The sequence below is a fragment of the Roseivivax halodurans JCM 10272 genome, from assembly GCF_000521785.1.
Classification (GTDB): Bacteria; Pseudomonadota; Alphaproteobacteria; order Rhodobacterales; family Rhodobacteraceae; genus Roseivivax; species Roseivivax halodurans.
Map to the genome: position 1 here is coordinate 78765 of NZ_JALZ01000011.1, position 23218 is coordinate 101982.

The 23218-nt window shown below is 67.0% G+C and carries 17 protein-coding genes; 14 read left to right on the forward strand and 3 right to left on the reverse strand.

The annotated features are described in order from the left end of the window. The first annotated feature begins 103 nt into the window (after window positions 1–103). Genes OCH239_RS11970 through OCH239_RS11980 form a run of 3 tightly spaced genes read left to right on the forward strand, consistent with a single transcriptional unit; the run spans window position 104 to window position 4201 of the window. On the forward strand, window positions 104–757 hold the full coding sequence (locus tag OCH239_RS11970; protein ID WP_037262860.1) for an ABC transporter ATP-binding protein: 654 nt from the start codon (window positions 104–106) through the stop codon (window positions 755–757). Next, complete coding sequence (locus OCH239_RS11975; RefSeq protein ID WP_037262863.1) at window positions 754–3147, forward strand: ABC transporter permease; 2394 nt, start codon at window positions 754–756, stop codon at window positions 3145–3147. The genes OCH239_RS11970 and OCH239_RS11975 overlap by 4 nt, the downstream gene beginning before the upstream one ends. Next, window positions 3137–4201 (forward strand): lipocalin-like domain-containing protein, encoded by a 1065-nt coding sequence (locus tag OCH239_RS11980; protein WP_037262865.1) that lies wholly within the window; start codon window positions 3137–3139, stop codon window positions 4199–4201. Before OCH239_RS11975 ends, OCH239_RS11980 begins: the two co-directional genes overlap by 11 nt. A 39-nt stretch (window positions 4202–4240) precedes the next feature. Here the strand turns inward: OCH239_RS11980 and OCH239_RS11985 are convergent, their stop codons facing one another. Continuing rightward, window positions 4241–5791 (reverse strand): cytochrome c, encoded by a 1551-nt coding sequence (locus OCH239_RS11985; RefSeq protein WP_162149992.1) that lies wholly within the window; start codon window positions 5789–5791, stop codon window positions 4241–4243. A 152-nt stretch (window positions 5792–5943) separates the two neighbouring features. Then, window positions 5944–7605: a thiamine pyrophosphate-binding protein gene (locus OCH239_RS11990; protein WP_037262867.1), complete on the reverse strand. Its 1662-nt coding sequence runs from the start codon at window positions 7603–7605 to the stop codon at window positions 5944–5946. A 434-nt stretch (window positions 7606–8039) separates the two neighbouring features. Here OCH239_RS11990 and OCH239_RS11995 point away from each other — a divergent pair, with 434 nt between their 5' ends. The 7 genes from OCH239_RS11995 to OCH239_RS12025 all read left to right on the forward strand — a co-directional run bounded on the left by OCH239_RS11995 (window position 8040) and on the right by OCH239_RS12025 (window position 16921). Beyond that, window positions 8040–8642, forward strand: coding sequence for a L,D-transpeptidase (locus tag OCH239_RS11995; RefSeq protein WP_244430347.1), 603 nt, complete (start codon window positions 8040–8042; stop codon window positions 8640–8642). 451 nt (window positions 8643–9093) lie between these two features. Further along, window positions 9094–9180: a K(+)-transporting ATPase subunit F gene (gene kdpF / locus OCH239_RS23880; RefSeq protein WP_037262871.1), complete on the forward strand. Its 87-nt coding sequence runs from the start codon at window positions 9094–9096 to the stop codon at window positions 9178–9180. Window positions 9181–9189: 9 nt separating this feature from the next. Then, a complete protein-coding gene (kdpA, locus tag OCH239_RS12005) occupies window positions 9190–10893 on the forward strand; it encodes a potassium-transporting ATPase subunit KdpA (RefSeq protein ID WP_162149993.1) in 1704 nt (567 codons plus the stop codon). A gap of 56 nt (window positions 10894–10949) precedes the next feature. Next, window positions 10950–12980 (forward strand): potassium-transporting ATPase subunit KdpB, encoded by a 2031-nt coding sequence (gene kdpB / locus OCH239_RS12010; protein WP_037262873.1) that lies wholly within the window; start codon window positions 10950–10952, stop codon window positions 12978–12980. A gap of 10 nt (window positions 12981–12990) precedes the next feature. After that, entirely contained in the window at window positions 12991–13563 is a 573-nt protein-coding gene (gene kdpC / locus OCH239_RS12015) for a potassium-transporting ATPase subunit KdpC (RefSeq protein WP_037262875.1), read from the forward strand. After that, window positions 13560–16241: a sensor histidine kinase gene (locus OCH239_RS12020; RefSeq protein WP_037262877.1), complete on the forward strand. Its 2682-nt coding sequence runs from the start codon at window positions 13560–13562 to the stop codon at window positions 16239–16241. The genes kdpC and OCH239_RS12020 overlap by 4 nt, the downstream gene beginning before the upstream one ends. After that, on the forward strand, window positions 16241–16921 hold the full coding sequence (locus tag OCH239_RS12025; protein ID WP_037262880.1) for a response regulator: 681 nt from the start codon (window positions 16241–16243) through the stop codon (window positions 16919–16921). The genes OCH239_RS12020 and OCH239_RS12025 overlap by 1 nt, the downstream gene beginning before the upstream one ends. A gap of 27 nt (window positions 16922–16948) precedes the next feature. On the opposite strand, the gene OCH239_RS12030 is transcribed toward OCH239_RS12025, so the two are convergent. Beyond that, on the reverse strand, window positions 16949–17551 hold the full coding sequence (locus OCH239_RS12030) for a TetR/AcrR family transcriptional regulator (protein WP_037262882.1): 603 nt from the start codon (window positions 17549–17551) through the stop codon (window positions 16949–16951). A 135-nt stretch (window positions 17552–17686) separates the two neighbouring features. Here OCH239_RS12030 and OCH239_RS12035 point away from each other — a divergent pair, with 135 nt between their 5' ends. The 4 genes from OCH239_RS12035 (at window position 17687) to OCH239_RS12050 (ending at window position 22940) form a co-directional block, all read left to right on the forward strand. Further along, a complete protein-coding gene (locus OCH239_RS12035; RefSeq protein ID WP_037262885.1) occupies window positions 17687–18184 on the forward strand; it encodes a (2Fe-2S)-binding protein in 498 nt (165 codons plus the stop codon). Further along, window positions 18181–19233, forward strand: coding sequence for an FAD binding domain-containing protein (locus OCH239_RS12040; protein WP_037262887.1), 1053 nt, complete (start codon window positions 18181–18183; stop codon window positions 19231–19233). Before OCH239_RS12035 ends, OCH239_RS12040 begins: the two co-directional genes overlap by 4 nt. Beyond that, complete coding sequence (locus tag OCH239_RS12045; protein WP_037262890.1) at window positions 19226–21472, forward strand: xanthine dehydrogenase family protein molybdopterin-binding subunit; 2247 nt, start codon at window positions 19226–19228, stop codon at window positions 21470–21472. The genes OCH239_RS12040 and OCH239_RS12045 overlap by 8 nt, the downstream gene beginning before the upstream one ends. A gap of 577 nt (window positions 21473–22049) precedes the next feature. Continuing rightward, the gene (locus OCH239_RS12050) at window positions 22050–22940 is read left to right on the forward strand and encodes a cation diffusion facilitator family transporter (protein ID WP_037262893.1); all 891 of its coding nucleotides are present in this window, start codon (window positions 22050–22052) and stop codon (window positions 22938–22940) included. The last annotated feature ends 278 nt before the right edge of the window (window positions 22941–23218 follow it).

Here is a 23218-nt window from a genome sequence, read left to right on the forward strand (position 1 = left end):
CTGTACGAAACTCGGGTCTTGTCGCAGGCCCTCTTGTCGCACCCTGCCCGGCTTTCCCGCCCCCGCGCCACTGCTAGGTTCCGCGGAACACAAGAGGCGAGACATGCTCGACGCGACCGATCTGACCAAGACATATGACACTGCCGACGGCCCGCTGACCGTTCTCGACCACGTCTCGCTATCGGTCTCCCGCGGCGAAAGCGTTGCCCTCACCGGCGAGAGCGGCTCGGGAAAATCGACGCTCCTCCACTGCCTCGGCTGCCTCGATTCCCCCGATAGCGGCGAGATCATTCTCGACGGCCAAGCCCTGCACGGCCTCGGCGAAAGTGGCCGAGCCGAGGTGCGGCGCCACCAGATCGGCGTTGTTTTCCAGAGCCTTAACCTCATCCCCTCGCTCACCGTCCGCCAGAACCTGAGCTTTCAGGCACGCCTCGCCGGCCGCGTCGACGAGGACTGGCTCGCCGCCCTGACGGACCGCCTCGGGCTCGCCGGCCTAGAGGACCGCTACCCCGAACAGCTCTCCGGCGGCCAGCAGCAGCGCGTCGCCATCGGCCGCGCCGTCGCCGGCCGCCCGGCCCTAGTCCTCGCCGACGAGCCCACCGGCAACCTCGACGAGGACACCGCCGACCGCGTCCTCACCCTTCTTCTCGACCTCGTGCGCGAAACCGGCGCCGGCTTCCTGATGGTCACCCATTCCCCCCGCCACGCCGCCCGCATGGGCCGCCAGCTGCATCTCGAAGCGGGCCGCATCACGTGACCCGCACGGCGCTCCTCGCGCTCCTGTCGCATTGGAACCGACACCGGCTGCAGCTCGCGATGCTGCTCCTCGGCCTCGCCCTCGCGACCGCGCTCTGGTCCGGGGTGCAGGCGATTAATGCCGAGGCCAGAAAGAGTTACGACCGCGCCGCGGCGACGCTGGGGCAAGACACGCTCGTCCGCCTGACCTCGCCGGACGGGGTGACGCTCGAACAGTTCGTCGCCCTGCGGCGCGCCGGCTGGCTCGTCAGCCCGGTGCTCGAGGGCAGCATCCGCGTCGCGGACACGCGTCTGCGGATCCTCGGCGTCGATCCCCTGACCGCACCGCCGCAGGCCGGTCTCGCGAGCCTCACGCAAGGCGACGACGTGCTCGCGGAGTTCCTCGGCGAGCCAGGTCTCCTCTTCGTCGCTCCGGAAACCGCAGCCGAACTCGACGGCGAGACCCTGCCCCCGCGCCGCATCGCCCCCGACCTCGCGCCCGGCACCGCGATCACCGACATCACCACCGCGCAGGCCCTGCTCGACCGGCAGCGGCTGACCCATCTTCTGATCGCGCCCGAGCAGCCCATGGGTCTGACATCGCTCGAGGATCTCACCGACCTCACGCGCTCCACCCCCGAGGAGGGCACCGATCTTGCCGAGCTGACGGACAGCTTCCATCTCAACCTCACCGCCTTCGGCCTTCTGTCCTTCGGCGTCGGGCTCTTCATCGTGCAATCCGCGATCGGCCTCGCCTTCGAGCAGCGCCGCCAGACCTTCCGCACCCTTCGGGCGCTCGGGCTCGGCCTCAACCGCCTGATGACGCTGCTCGCCGCGGAGCTCGCCATCTTCGCGCTCCTTGCCGGCAGCCTCGGCCTCGTCATCGGCTACGCCATCGCTGCGGCGCTTCTGCCCGGTGTCGCCGGCACGCTGCGCGGGCTCTACGGCGCCTCGGTCTCGGGCGCGCTGAGTTTCGATCCGCTCTGGGCGCTCGCGGGCCTCGGCATCACCCTGGCCGGCACCGCGCTCGCGGGCGCGCAGGCGCTCTGGCGGGTCGCCCGAATGCCCCTTCTCGCCCCCGCCCAGCCGCGCGCCTGGGCGATGGCGTCGCTCCGAAGCCTTATGGCGCAAGGGGTTGCGGCGGCGCTGCTGCTCTCGGCCAGCGCATTCCTCGTCGTCTTCGGCACCGGCCTCGTCGCAGCGTTTGCCGGCCTCGGGGCTCTCCTGATCGGGGCCGCTCTGGCGCTGCCGCCGCTCCTCATCGGCGCCCTGCGCCTCGTCCAGCCGCTCGCCCGCGGCCCGATCGGGGAATGGCTTCTCGCCGACGCCCGCCAGCAGGTGCCCGCCCTCTCGCTCGCCTTGATGGCGCTCCTCCTCGCGCTCTCTGCCAATATCGGCGTCGGCACGATGGTCGGCTCGTTCCGCACCACCTTCACCGGCTGGCTCGACCAGCGCCTCTCGGCGGAAATCTACGTCACCGCTCCGGACTCGGCCTCCGCGACGCGCGTCCGGGAGGTCTCCATCGACCTCGGCGCCGATCCCCTGCCGATCTGGTCGGTCGAGGCTGAGGTCGCCGGCCGGCCCGCCACCCTTTACGGCATCACCGACCACCCCAGCTACCGTCAGGACTGGCCACTGCTCTTCGCCCTGCCCGACGCCTGGAACAGGACCTATGCCGGGGACGGCGTGATGGTGAACGAGCAGGTCTTCCGCAGCGAAAGCCTCTCCCTCGGCGAGCCCGTGACGCTGGCCGAGGGTTGGGACGTGCCTGTGGCTGGCGTCTATGCCGATTACGGAAATCCCAACGCGCAGGCGATGATCGGAGACGACGTTCTCGCCGCCCGCTACCCGGACGTGCCGCGGCTTCGCTACGCGATCCACACGGACGACCCGGAGGCTCTTGCCACGGCACTGCAGGACAGGGCCGAGCTGCCGCCGCAGGGACTCGTGAACCAGTCCAAGCTCAAGGCCATCTCTCTGAGGGTCTTCGAGCAGACCTTCCTCGTGACCGGCGCGCTCAACGTTCTCACCCTCGGGGTCGCCGGCATCGCCGTTCTGACGTCGCTCCTGACCCTCTCCGGCCTGCGCCTGCCGCAGCTCGCCCCGCTCTGGGCGTTTGGCGTCAGGCCGGCCAGGCTTGCACGGCTCGAAGTCGCGCGCACCTGCATCCTCGCTCTGCTGACATGGGCCCTGTCGGTGCCGGTGGGGCTGGCGCTCGCTTGGGTGCTTCTCGCCAAGGTCAACGTGGAGGCCTTCGGCTGGCGCCTGCCGATGCTGCTCTTCCCCGGACAATGGATCTGGCTGGCCGGCGCGGCCCTGCTCTCAGCCGGTATCGCCTGCCTCTGGCCGGCGATCCGCCTCACCCGCCTGCCGCCCTCCCGCCTGTTGCGAGTGTTCGCCCATGAGAGATGACCTGACCGCTGCCCTTCTCTGCGTCGTTTTCGCCGGACCGGCCTCCGCCCAGGGGTTCGCGGGCCTCGGCGCGGATGCGGGTGCCGACTTCGCGATGCCAAACCCCGAGCGCGAGCTGACCTTCCCCGCCGACCATTTTGCCCATCCCGGCTACCGCATCGAATGGTGGTACCTGACCGCGACATTGGAGGGAGCGGACGGCAGGGAATACGGGGCCCAGTGGACCCTCTTTCGATCCGCCCTCTCGCCGACGATGGCAGACGGCTGGGAAACGAACCAGATCTGGCTCGGCCACGCCGCGGTCACGACACCGGACGCCCACCGTTTCGCCGAGCGGTATGCCCGCGGGGGCATCGGCCAGGCAGGCATCTCGGATCCCTTCGCGGCGTTCATCGACGACTGGTCAATGACCAGTGCAGCGGATCCCGAGGAGGATCCGCTCGATGTCCTGTCCCTGACCGCGCGCGGCAGCGATTTCGCCTATGCGCTGGAGCTGACTGCCGAGGGGCCGCTCGTCCGTCACGGCGAGGACGGCTATTCGGTCAAGTCACCCGAGGGGCAGGCAAGCCACTATTACTCGCAGCCTTTCTACACCGTGGAGGGAACGCTCGACCTGCCGTCCGGCGAGGTCGAGGTGACGGGTAAGGCCTGGCTCGACCGCGAATGGTCCTCCCAGCCACTGGCCGCAAACCAGAGCGGGTGGGACTGGTTCTCCCTGAGCTTCGACAGCGGTGCCAAGCTGATGGGCTTCGGTCTCCGCACCGACGAGCAAGGTACGCACTTCACCTCTGCGACGTGGATCGAGGATGACGGCACCACCGAAACCTACGGTGATGGCGCACTCGCCCTCACACCGCTCCGGACAGCTTCGGTAGAAGGGCGAAGTATTCCGGTCGAATGGCGCCTCGTCCTCCCCGACCGCGGGCTCGACGTCACGACGCAGCCTCTGAACCCGCAGGCATGGATGGGGACGAGCTTTCCCTACTGGGAGGGGCCGATCTCGATCGCAGGCAGCCATTCGGGCCGCGGATACCTCGAGATGACGGGCTACTGAGCCCGGCGGTTTGCCTCCGCCGGACCCGTCGCACCGTACTTACTCGGTGGACGTCGAGACCCCCGCCTCGCGCAGCGCGTCGTCGACCGCGTTCATGAACGACAGCTGTCGCTCGAGAAAGACCGACTTGTTAACCTCGGGCTCCTCGCTCGCGAGAGCCTGGCAATAGGACGAAGTGAGCGCAGTGAGCGTCTCGCTATATCCGACCTCGGGCATCGCGCTTGCGAAACCGGAAACGATCGGGGTTAGCTGCTCGGCCTCGACGGTCTGTCCCGACAGATCGGCGACCTGGTTCTCAATGCCCACCGGGATCTCCACGTTTCCGGGCGCCGGACAATTGGTCGTGAGCTCGAGGCTGGGCTCGATCTCCGCGCCGGGGCGCAGCTCCTCGACGAGATTGGCCGTCGCCCCGTCGGCTCCCTTGTTGCCCCAGCTGCGGCGCACGTAGTTCGTGACGTCGGCGATCTCCTGATCGCTCAGGACCTCGGCGAAGCTCGGCATCGGGCCCCATTCGTTGCGCGCGACGATGCCCTGAAGCAGCACGTTGACCACGTTGGTCGGCGACTTTGCAGTTACGCCGCCGTTGTTTACCAGCCGCGCCGCATTCTCGCCGCCCATGCCGTCTTCACCGTGACAGGACAGACAATTGCCCACATAGACCGCTTCGCCGCTGGCGATAACGTCGTCCGGGATATCCTCCATGCGGGGCGGCTGGCGCGGCTCGTCCTCGTCCTGACGCTGCATGATGTAAGCGGCGATGGCCCGGACATCCTCCTCGCGGGCGGTCTCGAGGCTCTTGGTGACCTGATACATCGCACCGAACGAGGCCAGCCCATCGGGATGCTGGTTGGCAAGATACGCGGTCAGCGTCTCCTCGTCGAATTTCTCGAGCGCGGAGCCTTGCGTACCGCTGATGTTCGGCGCGTACCAACCGTCGACCAGCGCGCCCTGGTACTTCTGATCCGTGATCGGCCCGCCGATGGCGTTCCTCGGCGTGTGACACGATTGGCAATGCGCCAGGGCTTCGGCGAGGAACTTCCCGCGATTGTACTGATCGTCTCTTTCGCTGTCGGGCTCGAAACGGCCGGGTTCGAAATAGAGAGCCTGCCACGCCGCCACACCGCGCCGCACGTTGAACGGGAACGGCAGCTGGATGACCTGAACCTCGTGCGCGATGGGCTCGATGCTCCGGAAATACGACCACAGATCGCTGATGTCGTCGTCCGAGAGCTTGGTGTAGTGGTTGTAAGGCATGGCCGGGTAAAGCGGCCCGCCCTCCTTCCGCTGACCCTGCCGAAGGGCCGCCTCGAAATCCGCTTCGGTCCAGTCGCCGATGCCGGTCTCGGGATCGGGCGTGATGTTCGGGCCGACGAGCGTGCCGAACGGCGTATCGAGCTCGACGCCTCCGGCATAGGCCCCGGGGCCCTCGTCCCCGGTATGGCAGTGCGTGCAACCGCCGACCTGTGCGAGATATTCCCCGCGAGCGATGGGATCCTCTCCCTCGGTCACCTGCTGGGCGAACGTCGGGCACGTCAGGGCTGTGCCCGCTGCCAGGCCGGCGAGCAGGCGGGACATGGCAGTTCCGCGCATGAACATTCCTCCTTCGAACTGAGGATGAGTTAGTGCGCTCTGCACGGCTGCCCATGCGTCAAGCGGACTCCGATCAAAGCCGGCGCGAAACTCGCACTTGCGCGGAGGTGACTGGTCCCCGCCACAGGGTTGCGCAATCGAGGCTCGAAAGCTTAACCCGCGCGCAACTTTGTCACCGTCGTCCGGGTCGAGATCATCTCGGGGTCGGTAACGAGCTCGATGACGGTCGGCCCCTCATGTGCAAAGGCTGCCTCGAGAGCGGGCCTGAACTCCGCGGTCTCCGTCACCCGGGCATAGGCTGCTCCATAGCCCTCGGCCAGCTTGCCGAAATCGGGGTTCTTCAGGTCGGTGCCCGAGACCCGCCCGGGGTGTTCACGCTCCTGGTGCATCCGGATCGTCCCGTATGTGGCGTTGTTGAAGAGGAGGACGATTGGCCGACCGCCATGTTGGACCGCAGTCGCCAGTTCCGCTCCGCTCATCATGAAACCGCCGTCTCCCACGAACGCGACGACCTGCCTCGCCGGATCGCGGAGCGATGCGGCGACCGCGGCCGGCACCGCGTAGCCCATCGAACCGCAGGTCGATCCGATCTGCCGCCCGGGGCGTCCAAAGCGCAGGAAACGATGCGCCCATCCCGTATGGTTACCCGCATCGAGCGTCACGATGCAATCTGGGGGCAAGAGGTCCCTCACCTCCGCGATCGCCGCTCCCATGTCGAGAGGGAAGTCGTGCGGCGGCGGTTCGCTGTCGGAGAGGTACTCGTCACGGAGAGCGGCAAGCCAGTCGGGCGCCCCCTTGGTGCGGCGGCCTGCCAGCTTTTCGGCCGCCTGCGACGCGTTTGCCGCGATACCGAGCTCGGGCGCGTAGACCCGACCGATCTCGTCCGGATCGCAATGGACATGGATCAGTCTTTGCTCCGGCGTCGGGACCGACAGCGTCGAATAGGTCTTGGTGGTGATCTCGCCGAGGCGCGGACCGAGCACGAGCAGCACATCCGCCTCACCGATGCGCCGGATGAGGCTCGGCGCGACACCGGTGCCGAAATCGCCGACATAGACCTTCGAGCGATTGTCGATCACGTCCTGTCGCCGGAACGAGGTCGCCACGGGGACCTCATTCTCCTCTGCAAAACGGCGAAGCGCGTCCGCCCCTGCGTCGGTCCAGCCGGGACCTCCCGCGAGGATCATCGGTCGCTCGGCCCCCTCCAGCACGGCCATGATCGCATCGGCCTGAGCATCCGATAGCTCCGCCTGGGTCGGAACATAGGGCCGCCCATCCGGCACTGCCACGCGATCGGTCAGCATGTCCTCGGGGAGCGCGAGCACCACCGGCCCCGGCCTGCCCGACGTCGCGACGCGAAAGGCACGGGCCATGTATTCCGGAATGCGGGCGGCATCGTCGATCTGCGCGGCCCATTTCGCGACCGGCCCGAACATCTGGCGGTAATCGATCTCCTGAAAGCTCTCGCGATCCATCGTGTCGCGCCCCACCTGCCCCACCAGCAGGATCATCGGCGTCGAATCCTGGTAGGCGATGTGCACGCCTACCGCGGCCTGACAGGCGCCCGGCCCCCGCGTGACCATGCAGATGCCCGGCCGGCCCGTCAGCTTTCCGTAAGCCTCCGCCATGTCCGCGGCACCGGCCTCGTGCCGGGCGTTGTAGAGCGTGAAGCGGTCGCGGACGTCGTAAAGAGCGTCCAGCACCTCGAGATAGCTCTCGCCGGGCACGCAATAGGCGCAATCGGCGCCATGGATGAGCAGCTGGTCGACCAGAACCTGCCCGCCGGTTCGTTGCCTCAGTTCCGCTCCGTCCATTGTGCAGGCTCCCTTCTCGCTACGCATCCCGGTCAGGCGACACGATGCGGTGCGGATTGTCCATAAGGAGCGACGCGACCCAGCCGGCGAAGCCGGGCTTCACTGGGACCTCGGCGCGGGATCTGCATGGCGGTTTGTCGGGAGTGTAGCCGCCTCATGGCGGCGAGATCCCAGTTGGCGTCAATTGCGCATATGCGCCCAACCATTTACCGGATACCAGACCGGGCACCGGCCAGACTTACCAGGAAGACAGGACAGCACGTATGACACCGTTCCGCATGACACTTGTACCGTTGGTCGCCACCGCCCTTCTGGCGGGGTGCGCTGGCGGTCCCGGGCCGGATGAGAGAGAAGCACGAGGGTCGGACATGACAACAGCTCAGCGGCCGTCGTTTCCCTTTCCCGGTGGCGGACGCGGAACAAGCGCAGAGCGGATGGCCATGTACGCCGCGGTCGAGGACAATGGTCGCACGGTCCCGGCGATCGATCCCCAATACCTGACCGAAGAGAAGGTACGTCAGGAGGTCGATTACTACGCTCCCTACAAGGCGGGAACGATCATCGTCGATCCCGGTGCCAAACGGCTCTACCACCTGGGGGAAGGCGACCGTGCCATGCGTTACGCCGTGGCCGTGGGCGAAGCGGGATACGGCTTCTCGGGTAAGGCAACGGTCCCCTTCACGCGGGAATGGCCGAACTGGACCCCCACCCGGAACATGCTCAGGCGCGAGCCCGAGAAGTACGAAGAATTCGCCGCCGGCGTGCCCGGCGGCCTCGATAATCCGCTCGGGGCGCGGGCGCTCTACCTCTACCGCAACGGCCGCGACACCCTCTATCGCATACACGGCACGCCAAGCCCCTGGACGGTCGGCCACAACGCCTCCTCCGGCTGTATCCGCATGTTCAACCAGGACGTCATTCACCTTGCCGAAGAGGTCGAAACCGGTGCCCAGGTCGTCGTTCTCGATCGAAGCGAGAGCGGCAAGTGGACAAGCGCACCCGACGTCGTCGCCGAGGCTTCGACCTCCTCGGAGTAACGCGCCGTCCCAGAAATCTGTAGGTGACCTGCCGAAGGATGTCTCCAGCATAGGCAGATTGCCGATCCCGATCCTCAAACACGAGGTGGGCGCGAAGCGCCGTGCCTTTTGCTCGAGGAACGGCGTTTCGCAAACACTCTCCGTAAATGGAATACAACGTTTTATCCCCTCGAGTGACGCCAATCGAGGATGCCAGCGCCCGGCTGAAGACGCTTTCGGGCGAGCAGATTCCGGGTGTGGCAGTGATGAAGGGATGCGGAGTTTACGCGATCCTTACGCCGCCTGGCTGACTTCCACATAGCCGCTTTACGGGTCTCCATCCCACATATCGCGCATCCACCAGACTGGAGTGTGCGATGACCGACCTTTTGTATCTCTGCCTTGGCCTTCTCTTCTTCGGCGGCTTCGCGGCCGCCGTCCCGGCCATTGCGCGGCTCTGAGGAGACCCCCCATGTTCGATATCATTCTGGGGCTCGCCGTGGCGGCGGGCCTGCTCGTCTATCTCGTCGCGGTTCTTCTGCAACCGCAGAAGTTCTGAGGTGGCACCGTGAACTTGGATCTGCTCTCCGTTCTTGCCTACCTCGCGGCGCTCGTCGCCGTCGCGATCCCGCTCGGCCTCTACATGGCCCGGCTTCATCGCGGTGAGCGCACATTCCTGACGCCTGTTCTGGCTCCGGTCGAGGCCGTGATCTACCGGATCGCGTCTGTCCGCGCCGAAGAGAGCCAGTCATGGCGCACCTATGCTCTGGCGGTGCTCGCGTTCAATGCCGCGGGATTCGTCTTTCTCTACGGGGTTCTTCGTCTTCAAGGCGTCCTACCATTGAACCCCGCCGGCATCGCAGCCATGGCACCCGATCTCGCCTTCAACACCGCGGTCAGCTTTGTCACGAATACCAATTGGCAAGCCTATTCGGGTGAGGTTCAACTCTCGTATCTGAGCCAGATGATCGGCCTGACGGTGCAGAACTTCGTCTCGGCCGCGACCGGCATGGCGGTTGCCGCGGCGGTGATCCGCGGCTTTGCCTGCCGCGGAGAGTGCCGGCTCGGCAATTTCTGGACGGACATGACGCGCTCGGTGCTCTACGTGCTCCTGCCACTCGCGACGATCGTCGCGCTTGTCCTCGTCGGCCAGGGCGTGGTGCAGAACCTCTCGGATTACATCACCGCGACGACGCTCGAAGGCGCCGAGCAGGTGATCGCGCAGGGACCGGCCGCAAGCCAGATCGCGATCAAGCAGCTTGGCACCAACGGTGGCGGCTTCTTCGGCGTGAACTCCGCGCATCCGTTCGAGAACCCAACCGTCCTCTCGAACATGCTTCAAAGCCTCTGCATCCTGCTGATCCCGGTGGCCTTCTGCTTCACCTTCGGGAGCATGGTCGGCGACCGGCGTCAGGGCGTCGCGATCTTCACGGCAATGGGGGTGATGTTCGTCGCGGGGCTTGCGGTCGTCACCTGGTCCGAGGCGGCCGGCAACCCGATGATCTCGCAGATCGCGGGCACCGGTGGGCCGAACCTCGAGGGCAAGGAGATGCGTTTCGGCGCGACCTTGTCCGCGCTCTGGGGCTCGGCCACGACAGCGGCCTCGAACGGCTCGGTCAACGCCATGCACGACAGCTTCATGCCGCTCTCGGGGCTCGTCTTCCTCGTCAACATGATGATCGGCGAGGTGATCTTCGGGGGCGTCGGCGCGGGGCTCTACGGCATGCTTCTCTACGTCGTGCTGGCCGTGTTCCTCGCCGGGCTGATGGTCGGGCGCACGCCGGAATATCTCGGCAAGAAGATCGAGGCCAAGGAGGTGAGCCTGGCCGTTCTGGCCTTCCTCTCGATGCCGCTCGGCATCCTCGTTTTCGCCGCAATATCGGTGGTCGTGCCACAGGCGCTCGCTGCGGTTCAGGACGCCGGCCCCCACGGTCTCTCGGAGGTTCTCTACGCCTACGGATCGGCCACCGGCAACAACGGATCGGCCTTCGCGGGCTTCGGCGCGGCCGACCCGTTCCACACCACGCTCCAGGGCATCGCGATGCTCCTCGGCCGCTACGCAATCATCGTGCCCATGCTCGGCATCGCTGGCGCCCTCGCGGCCAAGGTTCCGGCGGCGCCGACAGCAGGCACCTTTCCCACCCACGGGCCGCTCTTCGTGGTCCTGCTGATCGTGACCGTGGTGATCCTCGGCGGCCTCACCTTCTTCCCCGCGCTGGCCCTCGGCCCGCTCGCCGAAGAGGTGAGCCTCGCAGCCGGCACGCGCTTCTGAGCTGACCCGAGGGGCCCTTCGCCCCCGGGCAATTCCATCATCCAAGGACGACTGACATGTCCCCCACAGAAACAGCCGCCCCCCGCGGCCTCTACGCCACTGCCGCGCGGCAGAGCGTCACCAAACTCGCGCCACGCCTCCTTCTGCGCAATCCGGTGATCTTCGTGACCGCGGTCGTCGCGGCGATGACCACGCTTCTCGCTCTAAGCGACCTTGCCACGGGCACCGGAGGGCCCGTGGCGATCCAGATCAGCCTGTGGCTCTGGATCACCGTGCTCTTCGCCAATTTCGCCGAGGCACTGGCCGAAGGGCGGGGCAAGGCGCGGGCCGACTCGCTTCGGGCCACGGGGCAGGAGACGCCTGTGAAACGGCTTGCCTCCGTCGATGCCGAGCACGGCAGCGCCGAAACGGTCTCTTCGACGGACCTGCGGAAGGGCCAGTTCGTGCTGGTCGAAACCGGTGATCTGATCCCCACTGACGGCGAGGCCGTAGCCGGCGTGGCTTCGGTCAACGAGAGCGCCATCACCGGCGAGAGCGCCCCCGTCATCCGCGAGGCGGGCGGTGACCGATCCGCAGTCACCGGAGGCACCACGATCGTCTCCGACTGGCTGGTCTTCAAGGTCACGGCGGAACCCGGCAAGAGCTTCCTCGACAAGATGATCGCGCTGGTGGAGGGCGCCGAGCGTCAGAAGACACCGAACGAGATCGCGCTGTCGATCCTGCTGACGGGTCTTACGCTGATCTTCCTCTTCGTCGTCGTGACGCTAGAGCCCTTCGCCCTTTATTCCGGGACATCCATCCCGGTCGTGTTCCTCGCGGCGCTGTTCGTGACGCTGATACCGACGACGATCGGCGGGCTCCTCTCGGCGATCGGCATCGCCGGCATGGACCGGCTGGTGAAGGCCAACGTCATCGCAAAATCGGGCCGCGCGGTCGAAGCGGCAGGAGATGTCGACGTCCTCCTGCTCGACAAGACCGGCACCATCACCTTTGGCAACCGGATGGCCGATGCCTTTCTCCCCTCCCAAGGGGTAACCGAGAAGCGTCTGGCCCAAGCCGCCTGGCTCGCCTCTCAGGCGGACGACACACCCGAGGGCAAGTCGATCGTAGATCTGGCGGTCCGTGTACTCGGCGCCGACATCCCCCGGAGCGCGATCGAGGAGCATATTGCCTTTTCGGCCCAGACGCGCCTCTCGGGCGTCGATGTCGCGAAGGGCTTCAGGATCCGCAAGGGCGCGACGGACGCGATCATCAAGCATACCGGCAGCGAGCCCAATCCGGTCCTCGCGGCCAATGTGGAGACCATCGCCCGCTCCGGCGGAACGCCGTTGCTAGTAAGCCAGGATTCCGAGATCCTGGGCGTCATTCACCTCAAGGACATCATCAAACCCGGCGTGCGGGAACGCTTCGCCGAGCTCCGGGCAATGGGCGTGCGCACGGTCATGATCACCGGGGACAACCCCCTCACCGCGGCGGCGATCGCGGCCGAGGCCGGTGTCGACGACTTCATGGCCGAGGCGACGCCGGAGGCGAAACTCGAGCGCATCCGGGACGAGCAGGCTCAGGGCCGTCTGGTCGCGATGTGCGGCGACGGATCGAACGATGCTCCGGCGCTGGCGCAGGCCGACGTGGGTGTCGCGATGAACTCGGGCACGCCCGCGGCCAAGGAGGCCGGTAACCTGATCGACCTCGACAGCGATCCCACCAAGCTCATCGAGATCGTCATGGTCGGAAAGCAGCTCCTGATCAGCCGCGGCGCCCTCACCACCTTCTCGATCGCCAACGATGCCGCGAAATACTTCGCGATCCTCCCGGCACTCTTCCTCGGCGCCTATCCCGGGCTCGCGGCGTTCAACGTCATGGGGCTTTCGAGCCCCGAGAGCGCGATCCTCTCCGCGGTGATCTTCAACGCCCTCGTGATCGTGGCCCTGATTCCACTGGCCCTGCGCGGCGTGCGCTACGCGCCGGCCTCGGCCTCGGTGCTTCTGCGCAACAACCTTCTGATCTACGGCCTCGGCGGTCTCGTCGTCCCGTTCCTCGGCATCAAGGCGATCGATCTGGTCGTCGGTGCCCTCAATCTCGCGTAAGGTGATCGTTATGCGTGCTTTTATCCGTCCCGCCGTTGCCAGTCTCGCCGTCATGATCCTGCTGACCGGCATTGCCTATCCGTTCGCGATCACCGGGATCGCACAGGTCGCGATGCCCGCGCGGGCCAATGGCAGCCTGATCGACCGTGAGGGACGCGTGATCGGCTCGGCTCTGATCGGCCAGGTATTCACCGCGCCCGGATACTTTCACCCAAGACCCTCCGCCGCCGGCTACGATGCCTCCGCAGCTGGCGCGTCGAACCTCGGCCCGACCTCTGCCGAACTCCTCGCGTCGATCGACGACCGCGCCGAGGCATGGCGCCGGGAAACAGGACGGACCGAAGTGCCGCAGGACGCGGTGACCGCCTCGGCAAGCGGCCTCGATCCCGACATTTCGCCAGAGAACGCCCGCGCCCAGCTGACGCGTGTCGCCGAAGCGCGCGGCGCGCCGCGGGACGAGGTTCTGAGGATCCTCGACGCTGCGACCACGAGGCCCTGGCTCGGCATCTTCGGACCCGCCCATGTCAACGTGCTCGAGGCAAATCTCGCGCTCGACGCCGCCTTCCCGGGAGACATCGAGTGACCGAGACCGAAGAGGCGCGACCCGATCCCGACGCCCTCCTCGAGGAAGCGTCCGGGGAAGGTCGTGGCAAACTCAAGATCTTCTTGGGTGCCGCCCCGGGGGTCGGTAAGACCTACGCGATGCTGGAGGCCGCCCGGAGACGGGCGGCCGAAGGCGTCGATGTGATCGCGGGTGTGGTCGAGACCCATGGCCGCATCGAGACCGAGACCCTGCTCGCCGGTCTCGAGGTCGTGCCGAAGCGCGCGCATTTCTACCGTGAGCGTATCCTGCACGAGATGGATCTCGAGACTCTGATAGAACGCCGGCCAGACCTCGCTCTGATCGACGAGCTTGCCCACACCAACGTGCCCGGCAGTCGGCACGAGAAGCGCTGGCAGGACGTCGAGGACGTGCTGGCCGCCGGGATTGACGTCTACACCACCCTCAACGTCCAGCATCTCGAGACCATGAACGACCGGGTGGCGCGCATCTCGGGGGTCCGCGTGCGCGAGACGGTTCCGGACAAGGTGCTGGAACAGGCCGACGAGATCGAGCTGATCGACCTGCCCCCCGGGGACCTTCTGAAACGTCTGCGGGAGGGCAAGGTCTACGTGCAGGACCAGGCTGCGCGAGCCGTGCAGAACTTCTTTTCGAAGGGCAATCTCACCGCCCTGCGCGAGCTTGCGATGCGCGCCGCGGCCGATCGCGTGGATGCTCAGCTCATGCGTCACATGCGTTCAACGGCGACGAGCGGTCCGTGGCCGGTGCAGGAGCGCATACTCGTTTGTATCGACGACGGCCCCGCCGCACGCGAGGTAGTCCGCGCTGGCAAGCGCATGGCGGATCGCGCCCGCGTGGGCTGGATCGTCATGCATGCCGCCACGGATCGCAGCGATCGCATGAGCGAGGAGGAACGCGACCGCCTCGCTTCGGCACTCCGGCTCGCCGAACGTCTCGGGGCCGAGACCTCGACCCTGCGCGCCGGAGACAATGTCGCGGCGACGATCCTCGAGCATGCCCGGCGGGTCAACGCCAGTCGCATCGTTCTCGGCCGAGGCCGGGACCGTCGAACCTTAAGAAGGCTCTTTCACGAGGACGTGGCGGGGGCCGTGGTTGCCCAGGCACGCGATTTCGAGGTCACGCTGATCGCCGACCCCCCGCGCAAGGAGGAGTCGGGCCGGCGCCGCCTTCCCCGATGGCGTCCGCAGGCTACAGGTGCGGCCTATTTGCGCGCTATCCTCATCATGGCTGCCTTCACCATCGCAGCCATGGCGCTGGAGACGGTGCTTCCCGTCACGGCTCTGTCACTCGTCTTCATGACCGGGGTCGTCGTTGTCGCGTCGGTCTATGGACTGGGGCCGTCGATTGCCGCCTCGGCGATCGGCTTCGTTGCGTACAACTTCATCTTCACCGAACCCCGTCTCACGTTCCGCGTGATGCGAGAGGCGGAACTGGTGACGCTCGGCCTGTTTCTCGTCGCCTCGATCGTCACCGGAAACCTGGCGGCCCGCCTGCGGGCTCGGGCCATTGCCCTCCGCGACAGCGTCGAGCGGACCACCATCCTGCATGAGTTCGCCCGGAGTATCGCGGTCGCCCCGACTTCGGAAGCGGTCGCCCGGGCCGGAGCGCAGCAGATCGCCGCGGCAATAGCCCTCGATGTCATCGTGCTCCGTCGCATCGGATCCCGCATCGAGACGATCGCCTCGGAACCGGAGGCGGCGCCGCTCGACATGCGCGAGCGGACCGCAAGCAGCTACGCGTTCGAGAAAGGGAGCCCGGCCGGTCGAGGGACCGATACGCTGTCCGCGAGCCAATGGCTATTCCTGCCCGTACGCGCCGCCGAGGAAACCCTCGCCGTGCTTGGTCTACGCTCCCGGGAGGTCCGTCCCATGACAGCAGAAGATCGCCGCCTGCTGGAGGCTTTCGCGAGCCAGCTCGCCCTTGCGTTCGAACGCACCGACCTCGTCGATGCGCTGGAGGCCGCGCGGCTGTCGTCGGAAACGGAGCGCTTGCGATCGGCGCTTCTGTCCTCCGTCAGTCACGACCTCCGCACGCCGCTCGTCAGCATCATTGGCGCCGCCTCCTCTCTGGCAGACGAGGAGCCCGGTTACACTCCCGAGATGCGCCACGAATTGGCGGTGACGATCCGCGAGGAAGGCGAACGTCTCGACCGCTACATCCAGAACCTTCTCGACATGACCCGACTCAGTCACGGTGCGCTCACGCCGCGACGCATCGCGGCGGATCTGTCCGAAATCGTCGGCAATGCCCGGCGGCGATTGCGCGGCGAACTGACGAGGTACAAGATCGAGACGACCATTCCGGAGAACATGCCCGCGATCGAGGTCGACCCGGTCCTGATCGAGCAGGTCCTCGTCAATGTGCTCGACAATGCGGCGAAGCATGCGCCCGACGGAACCGCGATCCGGCTCCGGGCGCGCGTGGACGGCCCGGCGATCGCGCTTGCCATCGCGGATCAGGGACCGGGGATACCGGCGGAGGCCCGGCACCGGGTCTTCGAGATGTTCTACCGGGTCTCGACGGGGGACGCGCAACGTGCCGGGACCGGTCTCGGGCTTGCCATCGCGCGCGGCATCGTCGAGGCCCATGGAGGCCGCATCCGCGCGGAGGCCACGAACCCAGACGGCAGCGGCACGACCATCGTGCTCCGCCTGCCGCTTGCCAATCCGGAGGTCTGATGGCCCGTATCCTTGTCGTCGACGACGAAAACCAGATCCGCCGTTTTCTCCGCATCGCCCTCGAAGCCGAAGGGCACTCAGTCTCCGAGGCGTCCACCGGACGCGAGGGTGCGGCGAAGGCGGCGACGGCCTCTCCCGATGTCGTCATACTCGACCTCGGCCTGCCCGACCGGGACGGGAAGGATGTCCTGCGCGAGATCAGGGAATGGTCGGAAGTGCCCGTCCTCGTCCTCTCGGTCCGGGCCGACGAAAGCGAGAAGGTCGAAGCCCTCGATCTCGGCGCCCAGGACTACGTGATGAAGCCCTTCGGTACGCGGGAACTGCTCGCACGCCTGCGCGGGATTGTCAGGGACAGAGGGCCCGAGCATGAGAGCGTGTCACGGATCGAGATCGGCTCTCTCGCCCTCGATGCCGCGGAACATTCCGCGCGCCTCGAAGGGCACCGTCTCTCCCTCACGCCCAAAGAGTTCGACCTGTTGTGGCTTCTCGCGTCGAATGCCGGCCGCCTCGTCACGCAGCGCATGGCGCTCGAGACCGTCTGGGGCCCGGCTCATGCCAAGGATAGCCAGTATTTGCGCGTCTTCATCCGGCAACTTCGCGCCAAGCTCGGCGACAACGCGGCCGACCCGGGCTGGATCTTCACCGAGCCCGGCATCGGATACCGGTTCCGGGACACCTGAGATCGTTGATGACCGTCCTGGTCGTAATCAACGGCCTGTCGCTGACCGCTGGCGCAAACCGTCGAGAAAGATGTCGAGCAACCGGAGGACATCGCGCCGCCAGCTCTCGCCCGGAGAACGGGCGTAACAGAGCGCGTACATGGTCTGCATCACGTCCTCCGCGCTGACCCCCTCCCTCACCCGGCCCTCAGCGACGCCGCTTGCCAGCAAACGATTGAGCGCATCCGCAATCCGCGACGATTGTTCCGCGAAGGATTGCTTGCTCTCTTCCGTCAGGACGATCGACAGCGCTCCCAGCATCCCCCGTTTGGTCTCGACGAGGGCCACGTTGGCGTGAAGCCATACCCGCAGGGCCTCGACCTCGTCGCTCCCGCCGTCGAGCCGATCCGCCATGTCCGCAAGCTGGGTGAGCTCGCGGCCGAACACTGCATGGAAGAGCGCCTCGCGATCGGGAAAATGTCGGTAGAGCGTACCGATCCCGACCCCTGCCCGCCGCGCGACCGCTTCGAGGCTGGCATCCGGCCCCCCCTTCCCGAGAACCTCCTTCGCCGCCTCGATCAGATTCTCGCGGTTTCTCAGGGCATCGGCGCGCGGCTTGCGCTTCGGGGTTTCCACGGCGGCTCTTTCCATCCTTGCTATCCGGAGGCACCCTCCGTATATTGACTGCACGGGACGCCCGAGGCGCCCGCTCTAGAGTGTAGAGACGTCTCCGCCCGGGCGCGAGTGCCCGCCGATCCCAACATTGCCAAAGGACGGGAGGACCGCATGTCACCCTCCATCAGCCTGACCCTCAACGGCGCGAAGCGCGACGTCGCGCTCGACGATCCGCGCGTCACGCTTCTCGATCTCCTGCGCGAGCGGCTCGCGCTTCCCGGCACCAAGAAGGGCTGCGACCGTGGCCAGTGCGGCGCCTGCACGGTTCTCGTGAACGGCCGCCGCGTCAATTCATGCCTGACCCTCGCCGCGACGCTCGACGGCGCCGAAATCACCACGATCGAGGGGCTCGCCGCGGGCGACGACCTGCACCCGGTGCAGGCAGCCTTCATCGAAAACGACGCCTTTCAATGCGGCTACTGCACCCCGGGCCAGATCATGAGCGCAGTTGGCCTCATCGCCGAAGACCGTGCGGGCGAAGATCTCGAACGCATCCGGGAGGGCATGAGTGGAAACATCTGCCGCTGCGCCGCCTATCACGGCATCACGCTCGCTGTCCGCCAGGCAACGCGCGGCAGTGCGGGGATCAAGAAGGACGACGCGGCATGAAGCGTTTCGAGTTCATCCAGCCTACCTCGCTCGACGAGGCGCTCGCTGCATGGGAACCTGGCGCGGCCTGGCTGGGCGGCGGCACCAATCTCGTCGACCTGATGAAGACGGGTGCGATGCAGCCCGTGAAGGTCATCGACATCACCCGCCTTCCCGGGCTCGCGGAGATCGAGACGCTTGCGGAAGGCGGCGTCCGGATCGGCGCACTTGTCCGCAACTCGGATCTCGCCAACGACGCGGACATCGCCAGCCGATTTCCGATGGTCTCCGAGGCGCTGCTCGCCGGGGCGTCCGGGCAGTTGCGCAACGCGGCGACCGTCGGCGGAAACCTGATGCAGCGCACCCGCTGCGCCTATTTTCAGGACCCGCAGGCCGCCTGCAATCGCCGAGACCCAGGCGCAGGATGCGATGCGCGTGAGGCTGGCGCGGGACAGGCGGTGCTCGGATGGAGCGAGATATGCATCGCCACGAACCCGTCGGATTTCTGCGTGCCCCTCGCGGCGCTCGACGCGATCGTCGAGGTGCGGGGGCCGGACGGCGCGCGAGAGATCCCGATGGCGGAGTTCCACCTTCTCCCCGGTGATACGCCCGAGCGCGAGACCGCGCTTTCGCCCGGCGAGTTGATCGTGGCGCTGCGCCTGCCGCCGGAGGCCGAGGGCTTCGCCGCAAACGCCCGCTATCTCAAGGTCCGGGACCGGACCTCATACGCCTTCGCCATGACATCGGCCGCCGCCGCGTTGCGGATCGAAAACGGTCGGATCGCGGAGGCGCGTCTCGCGCTTGGGGCGGTCGCCGCGACACCGTGGCGCGTGACCGAAGCCGAAGCTCTCCTCGCGGGGCAGACGCCCGACGCTGCGCTCTTCGCCCGGGCTGCCGAGGCCGCGCTCGCGGGCGCGACTCCGTCGGGCGACAACGCCTGGAAGATCGACCTTGCGCGACGGACCGCGATCCGCGCGCTCGAGATGGCCGCCGCGGGCACGCCCGCGCAGATGCCCGCCCTGCCCGCTTCTCCGTTCGGCAGCACAGCCGGAGACCTCGCCCATGCCTGATACGCTCGATCCCCATATCCGCTTCGGTTCCAATTCGGGACAGCCCGCGACCCGGCGCGACGGTGTCGCTAAGGTGACCGGAACCGCGACCTTCGCCGCCGACAATACGCCCGAGGGCCTCCTCTACGCGGTCTTCGCACCCGCCGCCATCGCGCGCGGCCGCGTCACCTCTCTCGACACCGCGGCCGCCGAGGCGCATCCCGGCGTCACCCACGTGCTGACGCCGCAGAACCGTCCGCCGCTTCAGGGCGATCCCTCGGACAAGCCGACGATGTTCTCGTTCCGCTTCGAGGCCCTGCAGGACGACACCGTGCGCTATGCCGAGCAGCCGATCGCGCTCGTCGTGGGCGAAACGCTGGAGGCCGCGACAGAAGGAGCGCGCCTCCTCTCCCCGCACTACGAGACCGAAAAGCCCCGCGTCGGAATCGACGATGCCGAGCCCTACGGCTTCGAGGCCGACGCCTTCGGCAAGCCCGCGAACACAGTCCACGGCGACCCGGACGCGGGACATGGCAGCGCGGCGACATCGCTCGACGTGACCTACGAGACCGCGCCGCAGTACCACAACGCGATGGAGACCCACGCGGTCGTCGCGACCTGGGACGGCGATCATCTGACGCTCGACATGCCGAGCCAGGCGCTCTCGATGTCCTGTGCCGGATTCGCGCACTATTTCGGCATCCCCGCCGAGAACGTCACCGTCCGCAGCCCCTATCTCGGCGGCGGCTTCGGCTCCAAGGCGATCCCGACCGGGCCTTACGTCCTCGCCATCCTCGCGGCGCGGATGACCGGCCGGCCGGTGAAGATGATGCTCACACGGCAGCAGATGTTCGGCCCCGTCGGGCATCGCGGACAGACCCGGCAGAGGCTGCGCCTCGGCGCGGATGCGGACGGCAAGCTCACCGTGATCGATCACGAGGGCATATCCGCGACCTCCACCTTCGACACCTTCATCGAACCCGCAGCCAACGCCTCTCAGGGCATCTATGCCGCCGGCGCTCTTCGTTCGACGCATCGGGCAGTGGCCCTCGACGTCGGCACGCCGGGACCGATGCGCGCACCGGGCGAGGCTTCGGGATCGGCAGCGCTCGAATGTGCCATGGACGAAATGGCCGAAGCGCTCGGAATGGACCCGCTCGACTTCCGGCTGAAGAACTACGCGGAAACAGAACCGGGCACCGGCAAGCCCTATTCCTCGAAGGCCCTGCGCGAGTGCTACGCGCAAGGGGCGGAGCGGTTCGGCTGGGCAAAGCGGCCGCTCCAGCCCGGGCAGATGCGCGACGAGCACGGGCATCTCGTCGGCTGGGGCATGGGCACGGCCTTCTTCCCCTGCCCGATGTTCATGGCCGACGCGCGCGCCGCCCTGCGCGCGGACGGAACGGCACTTTTCGAGACCTCGGCCGCCGACATGGGTCAGGGCGCCTGGACATCCCTTGCGCAGATCGCCGCCGACAGTCTCGGCCTGCCACTCGACAAGGTGGAGTTCCGCGCCGGCCATTCCGGACTTCCCGACGGGGGCGTCGCGGGCGGCTCGGGCCACACGGCGACGGCGGGCAATGCGCTCCACACAGCGGGCGGCGATGTCGTCCGTCAGCTCGGCGAGATCGCCGCGGCGGATCCCGCTTCATCCCTCCACGGCGCAGGCAACGCGAGCTTCGTGGCGCGCGACGGCCGGCTCTACATCGACGGCGACGACAGCCGCAGCGACGCCTTCGCCGACATCCTCTCCCGTTTGGGCAATGCCGAGATCGCAGGGTCGGGTTCGGCCTCGCGTGATCCCGACATGGCGAAGCAATACGCGATGAACGCCCATGGCGCGGTTTTTGCCGAAGTGAGGATCGATCCGGACCTCTGCCAGATGCGTGTGACGCGCCTCGTCGGCGCCTTCGCTGCCGGCCGCATCATCAACCCCCGCCTCGCCGAGAGCCAGCTTTTCGGCGGCATGATCTGGGGCATCTCCTTCGCCCTGCACGAGGAGGCAAGGCACGACCCGAGGCGCGGCCACATCGTGAACTCCGACCTCGCTGGCTACCACGTTCCGGTCAACGCCGACGTACACGGGCTCGAGGTGATCTCCGTGCACGAGGACGACCCGCACGTGAACGCACTCGGGATCAAAGGCGTCGGCGAGATCGGCATCACCGGCACCGTCGGCGCGATCGGCAACGCGATCTGGCACGCGAGCGGCAAGCGCATCCGGCGCTTCCCGATCCGCGTTGAGGATCTCATCAGGGAGTGAGTTGCTGCATGGCTGAGCAACTCGGTACGGCCCAAGATTCAGAACCCATTGTTCAGCTCCGCAGCGAATGATCCATCGACCTTGCCCCTGACTACCGGCCGCGTTGCTGCAGAAATTTCCGTTCGACATGCAGTGGCGAGCAACAGCGCGGAGATCGCCAGAGGCTCGGGCAATGGCGTGGTCGTCAAAGTCAGAAACTCCGTTTTGAACAGGTATCCGAGCGCAGCCGCGCGGCATGGCAATGGACCCCCCATGCCTCGATCACCACGCGGGCCTGCGCGAGTGACTGGAAGAGCAGCCAGAGTTTCCCGACATGGGACGTTGTCTGACCGAATGAACTCGGGCGGCATGAAGCACAGCGCGAGTTCGTCGAGGAACCGAGCCATACGCGGGCCGGATCTGGGCAGGTGGTCGATCTGCCCCGGCCAGAACGGGATTGGGAAACGGTCCGGTGGAGCGTTTTCCCCAACGAAGGCCACCTCGTATTTCGCCACTGGCCAGATCTGTCCCGTGCGCAACTCTTGTTGTACCGGTCTCGCAGCGATACATCTGACCGTCCCTCATCGCGGGAGGCATAATGTCCACGACTATCCGGCTCGCCATCGGCAGCGTCTTCGTCGGCGCTCTGGTCTTGGGCATAAAGATGCTGGCCTGGTGGTTGACCGGGTCGGTCGCCCTGTTCTCGGACGCTCTCGAGAGCACCGTCAACGTCGCGACCGCGATCGCCGCGCTGATCGCCATCCGAATTGCCGCGCGGCCCGCCGACGCGTCACATCCCTATGGCCACCACAAGGCCGAGTTCTTCAGCGCCGTGCTCGAGGGCGTCATGATCATCGTCGCCGCGTTGCTGATCCTGCGCGAGGCCTATCATGGCTTCCTGAACCCGGTGGCCCTGGAGCTTCCCATCGAAGGGCTGCTGATCAACGGCGTAGCCACGGCGATCAACGCGATCTGGGCCTGGGTCCTGATCAACCGCGGACGCAGCGCCCGGTCGCCGGCGCTGGTGGCGGACGGAAGGCATCTCTTCACCGATGTCGTGACCTCGGCCGGCGTGGCGCTCGGTGTGCTTCTCGCCATCATCACCGGCTGGTGGGTGCTCGACCCGCTGATGGCGGCCCTCGTCGCACTCAACATCCTCTGGTCAGGCTCCAAGGTGGTGCGCGAGTCGCTGAGCGGCCTGATGGACGAGGCCGTCCCGCAAGAAACGCTCGACACGGTTCGTGATGTCATCTCGACCGAAGCGGGCGGCGCGGTCGAGGCGCACGACCTGCGAACCCGCCACGCGGGTCAGGTGACCTTCATCGACTTCCATCTCGTGGTCCCGGGGGAGACGACGGTCTTCGACGCGCACGAGATCTGCGACCGCGTGGAGGCCGCGTTGCGCAAGGCGATCGAGGGCGCCCGTATCACCATCCACGTGGAGCCGGAGCACAAGCAGAAGCACACCGGCATCGTCGTACTCGATTGAGGACGGCGGCGCTCGGCACCGCTTCGCTTTGGACAGCCGCGCGGCCGAGATAACATCTCCAGCTTGTCAGTCGCTTGTGAAAACAGCTGGAAGGACACGGACGCGCTCAGGCCCACGACAGCAGGCAGCGCCCCCATCCGGTTCGAAACCATGGACTGCGCCCGCCTTTCCCCAGGTCCACCTGATTGGCACGCAGTCCGCGACTTGAGGCTGGCCGTTCCTCGTGGCGAGCCTCTGTCCGGTCCTGGGTCATGTCCCGACGCCGTGGGGTGTTCGGC

Excerpts from the sequence above, each read along its gene's own strand:
- kdpB (WP_037262873.1), top strand. The coding sequence starts at position 10,950 with ATGTCCCCCACAGAAACAGCCGCCCCCCGCGGCCTCTACGCCACTGCC.
- OCH239_RS11970 (WP_037262860.1), top strand. The coding sequence starts at position 104 with ATGCTCGACGCGACCGATCTGACCAAGACATATGACACTGCCGACGGC.
- OCH239_RS11995 (WP_244430347.1), top strand. The coding sequence starts at position 8,040 with ATGGCCATGTACGCCGCGGTCGAGGACAATGGTCGCACGGTCCCGGCG.
- OCH239_RS11990 (WP_037262867.1), bottom strand. The coding sequence starts at position 7,605 with ATGGACGGAGCGGAACTGAGGCAACGAACCGGCGGGCAGGTTCTGGTC.
- OCH239_RS12050 (WP_037262893.1), top strand. The coding sequence starts at position 22,050 with ATGTCCACGACTATCCGGCTCGCCATCGGCAGCGTCTTCGTCGGCGCT.
- OCH239_RS12035 (WP_037262885.1), top strand. The coding sequence starts at position 17,687 with ATGTCACCCTCCATCAGCCTGACCCTCAACGGCGCGAAGCGCGACGTC.
- OCH239_RS11980 (WP_037262865.1), top strand. The coding sequence starts at position 3,137 with ATGAGAGATGACCTGACCGCTGCCCTTCTCTGCGTCGTTTTCGCCGGA.
- OCH239_RS11985 (WP_162149992.1), bottom strand. The coding sequence starts at position 5,791 with ATGCGCGGAACTGCCATGTCCCGCCTGCTCGCCGGCCTGGCAGCGGGC.
- OCH239_RS12030 (WP_037262882.1), bottom strand. The coding sequence starts at position 17,551 with ATGGAAAGAGCCGCCGTGGAAACCCCGAAGCGCAAGCCGCGCGCCGAT.
- OCH239_RS12025 (WP_037262880.1), top strand. The coding sequence starts at position 16,241 with ATGGCCCGTATCCTTGTCGTCGACGACGAAAACCAGATCCGCCGTTTT.
- OCH239_RS12040 (WP_037262887.1), top strand. The coding sequence starts at position 18,181 with ATGAAGCGTTTCGAGTTCATCCAGCCTACCTCGCTCGACGAGGCGCTC.
- kdpC (WP_037262875.1), top strand. The coding sequence starts at position 12,991 with ATGCGTGCTTTTATCCGTCCCGCCGTTGCCAGTCTCGCCGTCATGATC.
- kdpF (WP_037262871.1), top strand. The coding sequence starts at position 9,094 with ATGTTCGATATCATTCTGGGGCTCGCCGTGGCGGCGGGCCTGCTCGTC.
- OCH239_RS12045 (WP_037262890.1), top strand. The coding sequence starts at position 19,226 with ATGCCTGATACGCTCGATCCCCATATCCGCTTCGGTTCCAATTCGGGA.